The sequence below is a fragment of the Staphylococcus durrellii genome (genome assembly GCF_015594545.1).
Lineage (GTDB): Bacteria > Bacillota > Bacilli > Staphylococcales > Staphylococcaceae > Staphylococcus > Staphylococcus durrellii.
This window is the reverse complement of sequence record NZ_JADIIO010000001.1, coordinates 954553-970278: the sequence shown is the minus strand read 5'-3', so window position 1 is coordinate 970278 and position 15726 is coordinate 954553. Positions and strand designations below refer to the sequence as shown.

Below are 15726 nucleotides of genomic sequence, written 5' to 3'. Positions count from 1 at the left end.
TCCTCTAATATTCCTCTAATTTGTTTAATGTAACGATCTGTTTAGATGATACACTTGAGTCTTTAACGCAAGTAAAGTATAAAATTTGATAACTTTGTGGTATTTTACGTAAGTAATCTATCATACGTTCTTTACGTTTTTTATCGAAATGAACAAATGCATCGTCGATAATGATTGGGAATGGATAATATGGTTTTAATGTCATTATTAAACTAAATCTTAAAGCGATATAGAGTAATTCTCTTGTAGATTGACTTAATTCAACCGGTAAATACATTTGACCATTTTGATGCTTAACCATTAAATCATCATTTGCATATGTGACTTGTACGTAACTGCCATTTGTTAAATGGTTGAAAATATTAGTTGCTTCCGTGATGACTTGAGGTAACCTTTTGTCTTTAATTTGTTGGATATGTTCGTCAACAAGTGTTTGTAAATAACTTAAACTAGCCCAGTCTTTTGCAGCATTATTTACTTTATTTTTTAAAATATGATATCTATGTCTTAAATCTGCTAACGTACTATCGGTTTCCATATGTGATATTTTCGAGTTAAGATCACTCACTTCAGCTTGCATACTTAAATATTGATCATTGTAATCGTCAACTTGTTTAGATAATACTTCGTCTTCATGTGCTAATTGTGCAGTCGTTTTCTGACTCAATTTTGAATTATCTTCGTAACTATAATTTTGGTTTTCAAGATATTTTGTGAGGTCATTAAAACGATTCAACTGTTGATGATAAATTTTATGATGTTCATGTTGTCTATAATAAGCTTCTTCGTCCGATACATTTACGAAAGCAAATAGTTCTGAAATAACGTTTTGATTTTCTTCTAAACGATGTTTTAATTGTTTGATTTCGTTGACAATTAAGTTAATTTGGTCGCTATTTCTAGTATACTTTTCAACATTAGTTCTTGCTGTATTTAACCACTGTCTGATGTCATGGAAGAAAGATAACGTATTAAACTGCGCTAGCTGATTTTTTGTAACTTCTTGGGCACGATTATAAAACGTATCTAATTCTTGTTTTAATTGTTGCTGTTGTTGTTTTAATTCTCCTACATGGTTATCAAACTCTTTTATTTTATTCATCGTATTAATACTATCTATGATTAATTCGTCCGAAATTTTATCTGATAAATATAAACTGGCTTTTACATCATTAATGTTTTGCTGAGCATTTTCAAAAGATTGTCTCGCTTGATCAATGCTATTTTTTAAGTAATATTCCTTTTTCTCAAGAGATTCTTTGTTTTTTACGGCGTTATGCCATTGATCTCTAATTCTGAACTGGTCATCTAAATCAAAGTCTAAATCATAATTATTTTCTAAATGATTGATTTGATACTCTAAATCTTTTATTTCTTTCGTAAATGTTTCACTATGATCAATCGTTCTTTGTTTAACAAAGAAAATTCCCACTATAAACACAACGGCTAATATTGCAAAAATAACACCAAATATCAGATTTGCGGAAACAAATGAAAAGATTGTCAAACCAATACTTATTAATGCTAATACGATTAAACTAATTCTCATCATGTTTTGCTTGCGTTGATTTTCTTGTTGTTCCACTTCAAAAGCATCTCTCATCTTTTGGAATAGATTATTTTTCTCTTGTAATTCAAATACTTGATGACTGTGTTGCTTTTTCTTTTCAAATGTTTCATCAGGTACGATATCAGATTCAAGTGCTGTAAGCTCAGAATTATTCGTTTCTGTATCAATTTTGTTTTCTTCTAAACTACGTTCTAATTGTTGCAAGTATGCAGATTGTTCTTGTTTTACTTTTATTTGGTCATTTACATGACTTTTCATTGCTTCGGAACTATCTACACCATGATAAACTTCTTGCCAACCTATATTAGATTTTAAGCCAATTTTTTCTCGTTCTTTGTCTTGAATATCTTTATCTATTGATTTTAAGTCCATTTCTTTTTGTTTAATTTCGTTTTCCTGTTGATACAGACTGTTAATCGCATCGATATCAGTTTGTTTTGCTACAGGAATATTATCATTCTCTTGTTCGAGTTGAGATAATTTTTCTTCTCTTAAACCGATATCTCTCTTTAAATTTTGAGTTTGAATCTTAGCAGCTTCATATCTGTCTATACCTTGTTCAGGGAACTTAATGGGTTCTATATTCAATGATGATTCTAAATATTTCCATTCTTGTGTTTGTTCATGAAGTGCTACTTCTTTTTGTTTTTCACTATGCATTTTCGATAATTGTGCTAAATTTTGCTTTAAATTATCTAAACGGCGTGAAGCTTTGTCTTTGTCATCTACATATCTTTTATATGCTGTTAATTTAGATTCTTCTTCACGAATTTGTTCTTCTAAATCACTTAATTGTTCAATTTGTTGATTTATTAAAGGATTACGTCCATTTTTTTTATAAATTTCATCTTTTTTCTGGTTTAGTGTTTCTCTCATACTCGTAAATTCTGTTGAACCTAGCGCCCCTGCCTGTAATAAATAATCTTGTAGTTGCGTTTCATTCATATTACGATGAATATCTTGTAAGCCTAAAACATTAAATGAAAATATACCTTGATATGTACGTTTAGAAATATAGTTTAATTGGTTTCTTAACCATTCTTCGTCTCTGATTGCACCATTAGGTAAATAGACTTTTACATCACCCGTAGCGCTACCTTTAATTCTTTCTACTTGTACTTCTGAGCCATCAGATTGTATTAATGTTAATTTACCACCATATTGGTTGCCTAACCTAGGCTCTAAACGTGGTTCATTTTCTTTTTTAGTAGGGAACCCAAATAATATCGAATGAATAAAAGCTTGAATCGTTGACTTTCCCGATTCATTCTCGCCGTATATTTCAGTAAAAGTATCATTAAAATCAATCTTACTCTCTATAAATTTACCGTATCCATATATTTCTAATGATTTTATTTTCAACTTATTCACCTCTCATATCGGTCTTTAATAGATTTTCGGCATGTTCAACTAGTGACCTTCTATCAAATTCATTGTAATTGTCGAGATACTTTGAAGCCTTAGGACTTAAATATAAATCTGACATTGCTTTTTCAAATACTGTATTATCTTCAATTAATTCTGTTGAAAATTCATTAACTAATGGATGCTTTTCTTCATAATTGTAATTCACTTCAAAATCTTCAATAAACACAAAATTGTGTTCGTTTTTTTCATAATCGGTAATCATTTCTTTAACTTGTACGAGATCTTGAGTAGGAACTGGCGTATCAGAGTTAATGTTAACCGTTAAACGATAGATTGACTTCCCTTGTTTTCTAACAGAGTCTTTAAAAGATTGGATAGCTTCATACAAACCTTGTTTGGATGTTTTATCAGTGTCTATTGTTGCTTCTTCAAATCTAATAAACTGTGTAGGAATAAATTTAGTCTCTAATCTAACGTTATCTCCTTCTACTAATAGAAAGCCCTTTTCTCCAAGCTCTTTAAAGTGTCTACCTTGAATGTTTCCTGGATATTGAATTTGAGGCATATCACTTAACTCTTGTCGTTCATGAATATGACCTAACGCCCAATATTGATATAACTTACTATTTAAATCTTCTAATATAAATTCAGTATAACGGTCACTCGCATTTGTTTTACTATAAGTGCCATGTAATATCCCTATATGGATACCTCTTTGACCTTGGCTAGTTGGATAAGCATCTATTTTATTTTCATAGCTCGCATCATTTTGATAACTAAATCCATGTAAAAATATTTCTTCGCCATTCTTTGTAATAGTTTGGTAAGTTTCCACATTTTCCGAAAATACAGAGACGTTTTCCGGCCATTCTGTGCCAATATTACTTGATAACGGATCATGATTACCATGGCATATGTAAACAAAAATTTGTTCTTTTTCTAACCTTTCAAATTGTTCTTTTAAAAATACTTCTGCTCTTAACGATCTATTTTCATTATCAAATAAATCCCCAGCAATAATTATAAAATCTACCGCTTCGTTTAAAGCATTATCGACTATTTTTCTAAAACTCTCATAAGCACTGTTCTGCATATCTTCAAATATTGACTGGCTTAAGTAACTTCTTGATTTAAATGGACTATCTAAATGTAAGTCAGCGCAATGAATAAATTTAACCATATAGTATAGTTCTCCTTTGTTCAAAGAGTGTATTTAAAGGTAACGTGTCAACAATGATATGTCGTTAACTTATGCTCACAGTTTGTTTTATCACGTACTTTTATCTTTATATTTTATCACACTATTTTCATATCAGTCGACACACAAAAAGCTACAATGCACAAAAGTGCATTGTAGCTTTAAATTAAATGTAATTTATCACTTAGTCAGCGTAAATTTCATCTAAAGGTTTAACGATAATTTGGTTAATTTCTTGGAAAATTTGGCTCATATTTTGTTCTGCAGCCATTAAATCAGAAATATTTGAATCATTTTCGATTTCTTGAGCTTGCTCTTGTGCTTTTTGAAGCTCTTCTTCACCGATTTCTTCACCTTGCATTTGTTTTTGTTGGAAACTTAATTGCGTTTCGCGGAATTCATCAAATAATTTTTTTGACTCTTCGTTTTCTTTAACTTTAGCATAAGCATTTTGGATTGCTTGGTATTCGTCGCTTTCTCTTAACGCTTGTTCTAATTGATTTGCATGATCGTATAAATTTACTGCCATTTATCTTCACTCCTTTTATATATATGTGTTTTAACCACATCGGTAATAACAATAACATACTTTATTAGGTTATACAAAAATAGCAATTACACCTTGTAATGCGCCGATAATACCACCTAGAATAAAGCCTAACAACATAATTAATTTTAGTTCTTTATTAGCAATGGCAATGATTAATCTCTCAATATAATCCAAATCAAAAGTATTTATTTGTTGCTCAACCATACCACTTAAATTAATTTTTTGCATGATTGGTGTAATATGACGACAAATGCTGTCTATAATACCGTTCGTTAATTTAACTGTAATATTATTTTCTAAATAGCTAATAAAGCCAGGCATCAGCTTATTTATAGGTGTATTAACTTGTTTATCAATATTGATATAATTAACAATTAGTGTTGCCATGGAGGCTTTCATACCATCAAATTTATTATCATCGAGTATTTCACTTAATTGCTGTTCTTTTAAACTTTCATATTCGTTGATTATAATTTCATACGCCATTGCTCTTGCTTTTGGATGACTTGTTAATCTAATTAATTCACTTTGGATACGTTCTGCTATACTTTCCTTCGACATAAACATTTGTAACATGCCTACAATCTTCCCTTTTTCATTAAAGAAGGTTTCTAACATAGAGGATATGTCCCGACTACCCTTTTCAGAATTCAAATAAATGTATGCACGATCAAATAACAATTCATGCAAGTTAGCGACTTTGTCATCGAGTAGCTGTTCAATTTCACTAGGAAGTAAATGAGATAGCTTTTCATTGTAGTTAGTTTGGTAATATTGCTTTAGTTTAAATGATATTAAGTCCACGGCTTTATCGTTAATAATCTGTGTATTATCTATATCTAATTTTAATAAAATATCTTGGATCGTAATATCATCACTTTTTAATTTGTATATTTGTTCTTTGATAAAATCTTCAATAGCTGTTCTTGATGATGGTGCATTTAATTTAGCATATATGACTTCTTCCGTTAATAAATGTTCTTCAATCACTTCGCCAATTTTAGACGCTATCTCTTCTCTTCTTTTAGGAATCAAACCTGGCGTAAATGGCACTCTTTTATTAAAAATATAATAAGTTTTAAACGGGTGAAATAACATTTTCACAGCAATGATATTTGTCACACCACCGATGAGTGCTCCTATGACAATCATGAATAAAATTATTAATAGTGCATGCATAAGTAATCTCCTTTTTTCTTCTCTTAAATAAGATTTGAATTAATCCTAATATTTGTACCACAATTTTAAAGAATTAAAAAACGTTACCACTTTTTAACTAGTTGTGGTAACGTCTTTTTACTAAATCATATTAAAAGTAATTTAGTCATACAATATCTACTGTGATTAAATTATTTAACATGGATTTTCGCAATATTGAATAATTCTTCTATCACAATTTTATTTTTATACGTGCATAAGTTCTTCTTTAGAAATTTTACCAAAATAAGTTTCAGCTTCTCTTAACTTAGAAGTACCAAATATAGGTTGCGTCTCTTGGTTTAATACACGATAAATATCGCTAACTTTGTTACTTTGTAAAATATAACCATTTCTACTATCTACAGTATTCCAATAAATATCACTAGTAGTAGAATGATTTGGATACGCACAATGACCTCTTGATATTGTTTGAACCATTTCTAAAGGGTCACAACCAAAAGCACTATTTAAGACGTCAGAATCTCTAAATAACGCACAAATTGATACACAAGTTGTCCAGTTTGGTAAAACACGCTCTTTTTCTATTTGAACTAATGTCTTTTTTGAAAGTCCGATTGTTTGGGCCATTGTATCTTGAGTATAACCCGCCTCAATACGTACCATTTTGAATTTTGTTTGAATCAAATCTGTAAAACTCTGTCTATCCATTTCTTTAATCTACCTTTCATAAAAGAATAATTTTATCCGGACACAAGAAATTGCAATAATACACGCTTCTTGAAACACAAATTACATCTTAATACATTATGAAACAAAATAAAAGAGTGAAATTTAATTTTCGTTATATTTTAATAATGTATGTGACATATGTGACGCTTAATCATATTGCTCTCATGCGTGAAATAATTAAAAATAACTGTGGTCCTATTTAAAATTTCATGTGATTTATTTTCTATCTCTTTACTTTTTACTCATTTTAACTAAAATAACTATCTATACATTATAGCGCATTATACAACACTTATCATTCAAAAATTTAAATTTGGCTATTTTTCATATCTGAGTGATATAATTTTACAGTTAGAATATTTTTACTTATAATTTGAATTACTTTGTAAATTAGGAGTGAAAGCAATGAATGACAAATTTATTTTATTAGCAACTTGTAAAGATAAAGTTGGTATCACTTCATTAATAGCGAACTTAATCGCTAAATATGATGCTAATATTTTACACTTAGATCATTTCACTGAATATAATAGTAACGATGATAATGAAGGTAAATTATATTTAAGATTTGAATTTAATAAGGTGCCAGAATTAAAACCAGAGTTAGAAAATGAATTGCATAAACATGGCATTGAATTTGAACTGTTTGATAGTTCAGTAAATACTAGAATTGCTCTATTCGTATCGAAAGAGGATCATGCGTTTAACGAAGTGTTATTAAGAATCGAACGCGGTGAAATACCCGCTGAAGTCGTATGCATTGTAAGTAACCATGAAAATAATCGTCGTTTTGCTGAAAATTTAAACATTCCATTTTACTATGTGCCAAACAATGATGAAAAATCAGTTGTCGAGGATAAAATATTAAAGATAGTTGCCGAGCATAATACAGATTTGATTGTATTAGCAAAGTATATGCAAATCTTAACAGACAATTTTGTTAGTCATTACAAACATAAAATAATTAACATACATCACTCATTTTTACCATCATTTATCGGTGCTAACCCATATAAACAAGCTTGGGAACGTGGCGTTAAATTTGTAGGTGCAACAAGCCACTATGTTACTTCTGACTTAGATGAAGGCCCAATTATCGAACAAGACGTTACACGAGTTAATCACCGCTACAACGTCAAAGATTTAAGAAAAATTGGCCGACATGTAGAATCAACTGTTTTAGCACAAGCTGTTGAATATCACGTACTACATAAAGTAATTGTGACAAATAATAATAAAACTGTAGTTTTCTCATAGGTAATATTATAAATAGCCTAACAGTAACATTTATCTGTTAGGCTATTTATATTTGCATAAATTATAGTTAAATCAATATATTAATTAAAGGTGTGCCGTTTGTGTTTTGCTATTTTTAATTTTCTTGTCTTCAGCTTTTGAAATGATTAATGCACATGCAGCATCTCCTGTTATATTCACGGAAGTTCTTGTCATATCAAGTAATCTATCAATCCCCAGAATAATACCAATTGCGGCAGGATTTAAATCAACAGCATTTAATACCATTGCTAACATAATTAATCCTACACCTGGTACACCCGCTGTACCAATAGAGGCTACTACTGCTATAACTACTACAGTAATTAATTGTAATACTGATAAGTGTGCACTAGAGATTTGAGCAATAAATATTGTAGCAACCCCTTGCATTATTGCAGTACCATCCATATTAATTGTGGCACCTAAAGGCTGAACAAAACTGGCTATTTCAGGTCTTACCCCCATCTTCTTCGTACAATTCATCGAAACTGGTAAAGCTGCATTTGAACTCGAAGCACTAAAGCCTAGAGTAATTGCAGGTAAAAAACCTTTAAAAAATGCCAATGGGCTATAATTACCTAAGAATTTCACAGCAGCACCATAAACTACAAAGAAATGTATTAATAATGCGGCTAAAACGATAACAAAATATAGCCCTAATTGCTTAATAGCTCCAAAGCCAGCACCTGTAAAGGCGTGAGCTACTAAACCAAATGTACCAATAGGTGCAAATAAATTCATAATCATTGTAATTATATACATTAACACCTCGTTCGATTGTTCAAAAAACCTATGAACTATCTGGGCTTTTGATCCAACCATAATAATACCTACACCAATAAAAATTGCAAAAGTGATTATTTGTAACATGTTTCCTTCAGACATAGCTTGCAGTGGATTTTTGGGAAATAAATTAATCAATGTTTGATCAAATGTTTGCTTAGCTGCAGAATCTTGACTCTCGTTTTGTTTATTTAACGTTTGCTGATATTTGGAAACATCTTTACTATTAAGTAAATCAGAATGACCATCACCAGGTTTGAAAATTAGAGCTAACGCTATACCGATACATATTGCAATAGCCGTAGTAGTTAAAAAGAATAATAGTGTCCTCACACCAATACCCCCTAGTAACTTTGGATCACCAACACCCACTACCCCTAGCACAATAGATACAAATACTACAGGCACTACTAACATAAATATTAAGTTTAAAAATATTTGTCCAACTACATTAAATACATATTTATCAATACTAGTTATAAAACTAGCTTGTGCATAAATATTACAAATAGAACCTACAGTTATACCTAAAATAAGTGCAATAACAATTTTAATACTAAGATTTTTTGTCTTCATTTCCAATCCCTCCTTGTTATTACCCCTTATTATATAGTAATTTTACATTTTTAACAGTATAAATATACGTATAACAAAAAAACCATGCATAAAAAATCAATACACGGTTGAATTATTTTATATTAACTTATTTTCCATCGCATAAATTGCTGCTTTTGTACGGTCAGTAACTTGTAATTTATTAAAAATATGACTAACATGCGTTTTAACTGTTTTTTCGGAAACGAAAAGGGTTGCCGCAATTTCTTTATTTGTCTTACCTTTGACCATCTCAGATAGCACTTCTATTTCTCTCTTAGATAATTTGTTCGTTACATGAGGTTTTTTATTCACGCTATCGATTACATTTTGCGCTTGAGGATGTATAATTTTTTCCCCTTTTAATACTTTATTAATAGAATTTATAAGTTGTTCAGGTTCTACATCCTTCAACTCATAGCCATCTGCACCTTTATTAATAGCTGATATTACATGTTCATCATCTATATAACTCGTTAACACTAATATTTTAATTTGAGGATATGTTGCTTTTAATTTTTCTGTAATTTCAATACCATTCATATTAGGCATTACTAAATCTAATAGTACAATATCAGGCAATTCATGCTCTTCTATGTAGTCTAAAAATGTTTGACCGTCTGAAAACCCCTCCATAACTTCTAATTCTTCTACTGTAGATAATAAAAATTCTAAACCCTGTCGAACGATATGATGATCATCTACTAGGATAATTCGATGCATATAAATCTTCCTTTCAGTCCACTTTAATTGGAATGATTAAATTAATTTTTGTTCCTTGCTCATAACTAGATTGAATATTAATTTTCCCATTTATCATTTTCACTCTTTGTCTCATATTATTAAGACCATGCGACACATGCTCTGTGTTGTGATTTATATTGAAACCAGACCCGTTATCTTCAAACTCTATATTTAAATAATTTTGCTGTTGTGATAGTTTTAAATATATTTCGTCAGTATGTGCATGTTTTTTAACATTATTAATTGCTTCCTGTAAAATACGATACACGTTTTCTTCAATTAAACTTGGCACGTTTATTAAACCATCAACCTGTACGTTTAAATTTAATTTCATCATTTCAGAATAGCTTGATAATGCGTTAATTAGTCCATGTTCTAACCCTATAGGTTTTAGTTGCCATATTAACGCACGCATCTCATTTACAGCTTGTTGACTAGTCGTCTCAATAGTATTAAATGCATTTTTAGACATTTCTTCTTTCGACATAGCTTTTGCTGCATGTGCGGTAAGTTTTACAGAAAATAACATCTGATTAACAGAATCGTGTAAATCACGCGCAAGTCTATTACGTTCGTTTATACGAGCCGCTTCTTTTTCCTGATCTGTTAGCCAAATGCGCTTAATTGCAGAACCGATTTGGAATGCGACAGACTCTAACAATTCTAAGTCCTCTTCACTATAGCTTTTCGTATAAGGTGTGGCAACATTTAATAAACCAAACTGCTCTCTACCAGATCTTAATGGTACTGTAGCATGATGAGTGATACCATCAGTTTCTTGATAATGTGCCTTAGTTGCCAAATTGATACGCGAGCAATTGATAATGTTAGATGCTTTAGTTAATTTTTCATTGCTGTATGCTTGTACACACCAACACGTGCCTTCTTGCATATATTGACAATTATTTTTTACTAGAGCTCCTGGCAGATTAGTATCAGAAACGAGCCCATGATTACCTTCATTATCTATGAAAAAAATCCATCCCGTAGTGAAGTCACTACCATCAATTAAAAATTTTAATGCGCCTTGCATCATATCATATGTTTCTGTTTCTTCATTTAAAAATTCGGCTATTTCCTTTAGTAACGCTAAACGCGTAGGTTTCTCCATTTTACCGCCCCAGTCATGAACACTTTTCAGTTAATTCATATTATACATTGTTAATTTTATTATTGAAAATAGTCCGTTAACTTTCTTATATATTTCCTGAAGTTAATTTTTTATACGATGTGAGTATGGTATGATAATAAAGAATATTGAGGAGGAAGTTATGAAATTTACAATCCCGCAAAGCTACAATAGCAAAACATTAAGAGAAATATTTCAAGAATTAAAATTACCAAAAAAAGACTTACATTTACTAAATATGTCAAAGAACATTACAATTAATGGTGAAGTGAGCAAGTTTACAACACATGTGTCGACTGGTGATAAAGTTGATATTCCCACGCCCGAAGAAAAAAGTAATTATCTACCAAGTTATAGATATGCTCAAATTTATTACGAAGATGATGACATCGCAGTGGTTATGAAACCAAAAGGGGTTAAAACGCATCCGAATGACTTAATGGAGAGTAATACATTAATGAACCATGTCATTTATACTATTGATAGTGATTATGTTGAGCCTATCCACCGTCTTGACCAAGAAACTGTAGGGTTACTTATCGTCGCTAAAAATCCAATAATTAAAAAAATATTAGATAAGATGCTTGAAGAAAATAAAATCGAGCGTATATACAAGGCCCACGTTCATAGTTTATTACCTATAAAAGCTCAAACTATCGATATGCCAATTGGTAAGGATAAGTTCCACCCTAACCGTAGAAGAATTTCCATTACAGGTCAACGTGCAATCACTCATATTATCGATTCAAAAATGATAGAAGAAAGTGTGTGCGAATTGGACTTAAAACTTGATACAGGACGTACGCATCAAATTCGTGTGCATTTAGCAGAAATTGGCCACCCTGTAATAGGTGATCCGCTTTATGGAAATTCGACTTTGAGACAATTGAAATTAAATAGTCATCAAATAGAATTTACACACCCGCTTACACAAGAATTTATTTCAGTCTCATTGGATGATAAATAAATTGTTCTATTAAAAACCGTTATCACATTGCTTAATGTGATAACGGTTTTACTTATCTATATAACAATTATTATTTGGGATTTACCATGTCTTCTGGTTTAATCCATTCTTCAAATTGTTCTTCAGTTACATAACCTGATTGAATTGCTGATGCTTTTAAAGTTAAACCTTCTTTATGTGCTTTTTTTGCAATTTGTGCAGCTTTTTCATAGCCAATATGTGGATTTAAAGCTGTTACTAACATTAATGATTGATTTAAGTAATTATCAATATTTTCTGAGATAGGCTCAATACCTACAGCACAATTATCATTAAACGTCTGCATTCCATCTGCTAATAAATAAATAGATTGTAATGTATTATGCATGATTACTGGTTTATAAACGTTCAACTCGAAATTACCTTGTGAACTTGCGATACCTACAGCTGCATCATTACCCATAACTTGAACGCCAACCATGGTTAACATTTCACATTGCGTTGGATTTACTTTACCAGGCATGATTGATGAACCCGGTTCATTTTCAGGAATTGAGATTTCAGCCAAACCAGCGCGAGGACCCGAAGCTAACCATCTAACATCATTTGCAATCTTAGTTAAATCAGCAGCTAAGGCTTTTAAAGTACCGTGTAATTGTACGACTTCGTCATGAGAAGTTAACGCATGGAATTTATTTTCTGATGACACGAAAGGATATCCAGTATTTTGTGAAATAAATTTTGCGACTTTATTACCAAATTCAGGATGTGCATTGATACCAGTACCAACCGCAGTTCCACCTATTGCTAAATTTAATATATGTGCTTTAGATTCATGTAATAAGGTTTCACATCTATCTAACATATATCTCCAACCACTAATTTCTTGGCCTAATCTAATAGGTGTCGCATCTTGTAAATGCGTACGCCCAATTTTAATGATTTCTTGGAATCGTTGTTCTTTATCTTTAAATGTATCTCTTAATGATTTCAAAGCTGGTTCAAGCTTCGTTTCAATTTCTGTATATAAAGCAACATGCATCGCCGTTGGAAATGTGTCGTTTGAGCTTTGTGATTTGTTTACATCATCATTAGGATGAATATCTGCTGCTTCATTTTGCTCTTCTAAGTATTGATTGGCAACATAACTTACAACTTCGTTTACGTTCATGTTACTTTGTGTACCACTTCCAGTTTGCCAAACAACTAATGGAAAATGTTCGTCTAACTCTTTATTTAAAATACGATCACAAGCATGCACAATTGCATCTTTTCTAACATCGGATAATTTACCTAATTCATGGTTAGCTAGAGCTGCACCTCTTTTTAATTGAGCGAAGCCATAAACAACTTCGATAGGCATACGTTCTTTACCGACAGGGAAATTTCTTTTACTACGCTCAGTTTGAGCTCCCCAATATTTATCGGCTGGTACTTCTATTTCTCCAAATGTATCATGTTCAATTCTTACAGACATAACGTGTCTCTCCCCCTGTGATTATCTTTATTCAGTCTTAGTATATCATTAATTAATTTAGTCGGGCAATGACATAATATAGCGTTTTCATAATACAAAGTAAATTATTTACTTTGTATAAAAAAACTAGCACAAGTTTGTGAAAAATAAATTTTCAAGTAACTGGTAACTAGTCAATTAGTTTTATTTAGTTTTTATCTGTTGCTACTGAATTAGCATAGAAATTTTTGGCTGCTTGAATAACACCAATAGCTGTTAATATTAACAGTATAGCCCCTATTATCATTGTTAAAGGACTTATTGTTATTAACACACCTAATATACCATCTAAATTGCTATAAAAGTTATTTAATGGTTTCATTAATAATACGGATATAACAATGCAACATATAACACTAATAATTACGCCTGTTTGATTTGATTTAATAAATGTTTTTGGGTTAACGTTATCTATTAGACCATTAGATAAGTTAATTTGCATTTTTATTACCTTGAATAAAATGGGTAAATATATCGCTCCAATTGCCATTGGAAAACCTTTAATTGAAATTAAATTAATAACGACAGCTGTAATCATTATGTATTTCCAATTTTTTGCTATCATTCTTATTTTCTCCTTAATCATAATAATGTTTTAATCATAACATATGCACAGCAAAATGATGACTGATTTTTACACTAAACAAAAACACTATTGATATAAGATCAATAGTGCTAAAAATTGGTTAGTCCATATCAGAACGCGTGTCTGCATCATGGGACTTATTGAGCTTGTCTTCATCATTTTCCTCAGAAATTTGTTCCATTTCTTTGCCTAATTCGACTAAATCTGAGTAATCATCAACCATTTCATTTTCGACGTTTTCATCGTCTTCATGTTGTTGATGTTTATTTTCATGAGTCATTATAATTCACCTCTCATAACTAACTCATTGTATTAAATTACGCAAATCTTGCAGTAAAATAATGACGTACGTCTTCAGGTAAACCTTCAGCAGCAGCTTCATCTAAAATAACATTAACCATTCTATGCGCTTTTAAATCTGCTGGTTCATAACTTGTTTTACCGTTTTCTTCATATAATTTATGCACCGCTTCTTTTTTATCGTTACCTGTAACAACTAAAAATACTTCACGTGCATTTAATAATCCTTGGCGAATACTCACATCTAAATTACCTGAACTATCAATTGAACCTACTTGTAAAATTAATTTACCTTTATTCTCTTTAGTTTTGATTTTATCGCCGATAAATGACTCTGTATCTTCACTAAATGAAATATTGTAAATTTGGCCTTCTGGTACGCCTAATGCATCATAATATGACTTAATGTCATCATAGTCTAAGATATTAATTTGACTAAAATCAACCGCATGTTTATCAACATTTTTCTTTAACTCGTCTAAAACAGGTGCATTATCTTTTGCAAGATGTATTCCAGCAATAGTTGTTGGATTATTATTGAATTGTTTTCTTAAAATATCTGCCACATATTCTGCTACGATATTTTCATTTTCTAAAACTTTAAAGTTCATTGCCATAGTGTTTACACTCCTTGTTATCCATTAAATATAGACGTTTACATTGCTTAACTAGTACCCTAGTTCATATTCAGATAAACGTATATTTTTTAACCGCCATTTATATCATGATTCCTTTTATCACTAAAGATAGCTTTATTATACAAGTCTTTAGTTCTCATTTCACTTATTTAGTTACAAGAATTACGTCAATTTAGGGAAATCTTGTTGTCTTAAAGCTTCATAGATTAAAATTGAGGCAGTATTAGACAAATTTAATGATCTAATATTGTCATTCATCGGCATTCTTAATGCAGTATCTTGGTATTTCTCTTTAACCCAATCAGGTAACCCAGTCGTCTCACGACCAAAGATAAAATAATGTTGTTGTTCAATATTTGAAAAATCAAAATTGGAGTACGTCTTTTCACCAAATTTTGTTAATAAATAATAATTACCTTCAGTTGCTTCGAAAAATGCTGAAATATTTTCATGATAAGTAATATTAACACTGTCCCAGTAATCAAGTCCTGCACGTTTTAACATTTTGTCATCTGTACTGAAGCCCAATGGTTTAATCAAATGTAAATGAGTATATGTTCCAGCGCATGTTCTAGCAATGCTACCCGTATTTCCGGGTATTTCAGGTTGAAATAATACGATATGGTTCGTCATATG

Annotated in this window: 15 protein-coding genes; 2 read left to right on the top strand and 13 right to left on the bottom strand. The window is 30.9% G+C overall.

Going from position 1 to position 15726, the window contains the following annotated elements; translation table 11 throughout:
• Positions 1–4 precede the first annotated feature (4 nt).
• From ISP02_RS04715 to xdrA, 5 genes are all read right to left on the bottom strand, one after another.
• Complete coding sequence (locus ISP02_RS04715; protein WP_195720445.1) at positions 5–2932, bottom strand: ATP-binding protein; 2928 nt, start codon at positions 2930–2932, stop codon at positions 5–7.
• Between the two features lies 1 nt (position 2933).
• Complete coding sequence (locus ISP02_RS04710) at positions 2934–4118, bottom strand: metallophosphoesterase family protein (protein ID WP_195720444.1); 1185 nt, start codon at positions 4116–4118, stop codon at positions 2934–2936.
• Between the two features lie 202 nt (positions 4119–4320).
• Positions 4321–4665 carry a YlbF/YmcA family competence regulator gene (locus ISP02_RS04705; RefSeq protein WP_195720443.1) on the bottom strand — a complete coding sequence of 115 codons (345 nt, stop codon included), beginning with the start codon at positions 4663–4665 and terminating at the stop codon, positions 4321–4323.
• 69 nt (positions 4666–4734) lie between these two features.
• Positions 4735–5865, bottom strand: coding sequence for a DUF445 domain-containing protein (locus ISP02_RS04700; protein WP_195720442.1), 1131 nt, complete (start codon positions 5863–5865; stop codon positions 4735–4737).
• A 225-nt stretch (positions 5866–6090) separates the two neighbouring features.
• On the bottom strand, positions 6091–6555 hold the full coding sequence (gene xdrA / locus ISP02_RS04695) for an XRE family transcriptional regulator XdrA (RefSeq protein ID WP_048792918.1): 465 nt from the start codon (positions 6553–6555) through the stop codon (positions 6091–6093).
• 426 nt (positions 6556–6981) lie between these two features.
• On the opposite strand from xdrA, the gene purU reads away from it, so the two are divergent.
• Complete coding sequence (gene purU, locus ISP02_RS04690; RefSeq protein ID WP_195720441.1) at positions 6982–7833, top strand: formyltetrahydrofolate deformylase; 852 nt, start codon at positions 6982–6984, stop codon at positions 7831–7833.
• An 84-nt stretch (positions 7834–7917) separates the two neighbouring features.
• Here purU and ISP02_RS04685 read toward each other — a convergent pair whose 3' ends face one another.
• From ISP02_RS04685 to ISP02_RS04675, 3 genes are all read right to left on the bottom strand, one after another.
• Positions 7918–9213: a dicarboxylate/amino acid:cation symporter gene (locus ISP02_RS04685; RefSeq protein WP_195720440.1), complete on the bottom strand. Its 1296-nt coding sequence runs from the start codon at positions 9211–9213 to the stop codon at positions 7918–7920.
• A gap of 117 nt (positions 9214–9330) precedes the next feature.
• On the bottom strand, positions 9331–9954 hold the full coding sequence (locus ISP02_RS04680) for a response regulator (protein ID WP_195720439.1): 624 nt from the start codon (positions 9952–9954) through the stop codon (positions 9331–9333).
• 13 nt (positions 9955–9967) lie between these two features.
• Positions 9968–11086: a GAF domain-containing sensor histidine kinase gene (locus ISP02_RS04675; protein WP_195720438.1), complete on the bottom strand. Its 1119-nt coding sequence runs from the start codon at positions 11084–11086 to the stop codon at positions 9968–9970.
• A 160-nt stretch (positions 11087–11246) separates the two neighbouring features.
• On the opposite strand from ISP02_RS04675, the gene ISP02_RS04670 reads away from it, so the two are divergent.
• Positions 11247–12071: an RluA family pseudouridine synthase gene (locus tag ISP02_RS04670; protein WP_195720437.1), complete on the top strand. Its 825-nt coding sequence runs from the start codon at positions 11247–11249 to the stop codon at positions 12069–12071.
• A 70-nt stretch (positions 12072–12141) separates the two neighbouring features.
• Here the strand turns inward: ISP02_RS04670 and fumC are convergent, their stop codons facing one another.
• The 5 genes from fumC to trmL all read right to left on the bottom strand — a co-directional run bounded on the left by fumC (position 12142) and on the right by trmL (position 15723).
• On the bottom strand, positions 12142–13527 hold the full coding sequence (gene fumC / locus ISP02_RS04665; RefSeq protein WP_195720436.1) for a class II fumarate hydratase: 1386 nt from the start codon (positions 13525–13527) through the stop codon (positions 12142–12144).
• 187 nt (positions 13528–13714) lie between these two features.
• Positions 13715–14131: a hypothetical protein gene (locus ISP02_RS04660; protein ID WP_195720435.1), complete on the bottom strand. Its 417-nt coding sequence runs from the start codon at positions 14129–14131 to the stop codon at positions 13715–13717.
• A 121-nt stretch (positions 14132–14252) separates the two neighbouring features.
• Complete coding sequence (locus ISP02_RS04655; RefSeq protein ID WP_195720434.1) at positions 14253–14432, bottom strand: SAS053 family DNA gyrase inhibitor; 180 nt, start codon at positions 14430–14432, stop codon at positions 14253–14255.
• A 37-nt stretch (positions 14433–14469) separates the two neighbouring features.
• Positions 14470–15069, bottom strand: a complete 600-nt coding sequence (locus tag ISP02_RS04650) for a 6-phosphogluconolactonase (RefSeq protein WP_195720433.1) — start codon at positions 15067–15069, stop codon at positions 14470–14472.
• A gap of 183 nt (positions 15070–15252) precedes the next feature.
• A complete protein-coding gene (gene trmL / locus ISP02_RS04645; RefSeq protein ID WP_195720432.1) occupies positions 15253–15723 on the bottom strand; it encodes a tRNA (uridine(34)/cytosine(34)/5-carboxymethylaminomethyluridine(34)-2'-O)-methyltransferase TrmL in 471 nt (156 codons plus the stop codon).
• Between the last annotated feature and the right edge of the window lie 3 nt (positions 15724–15726).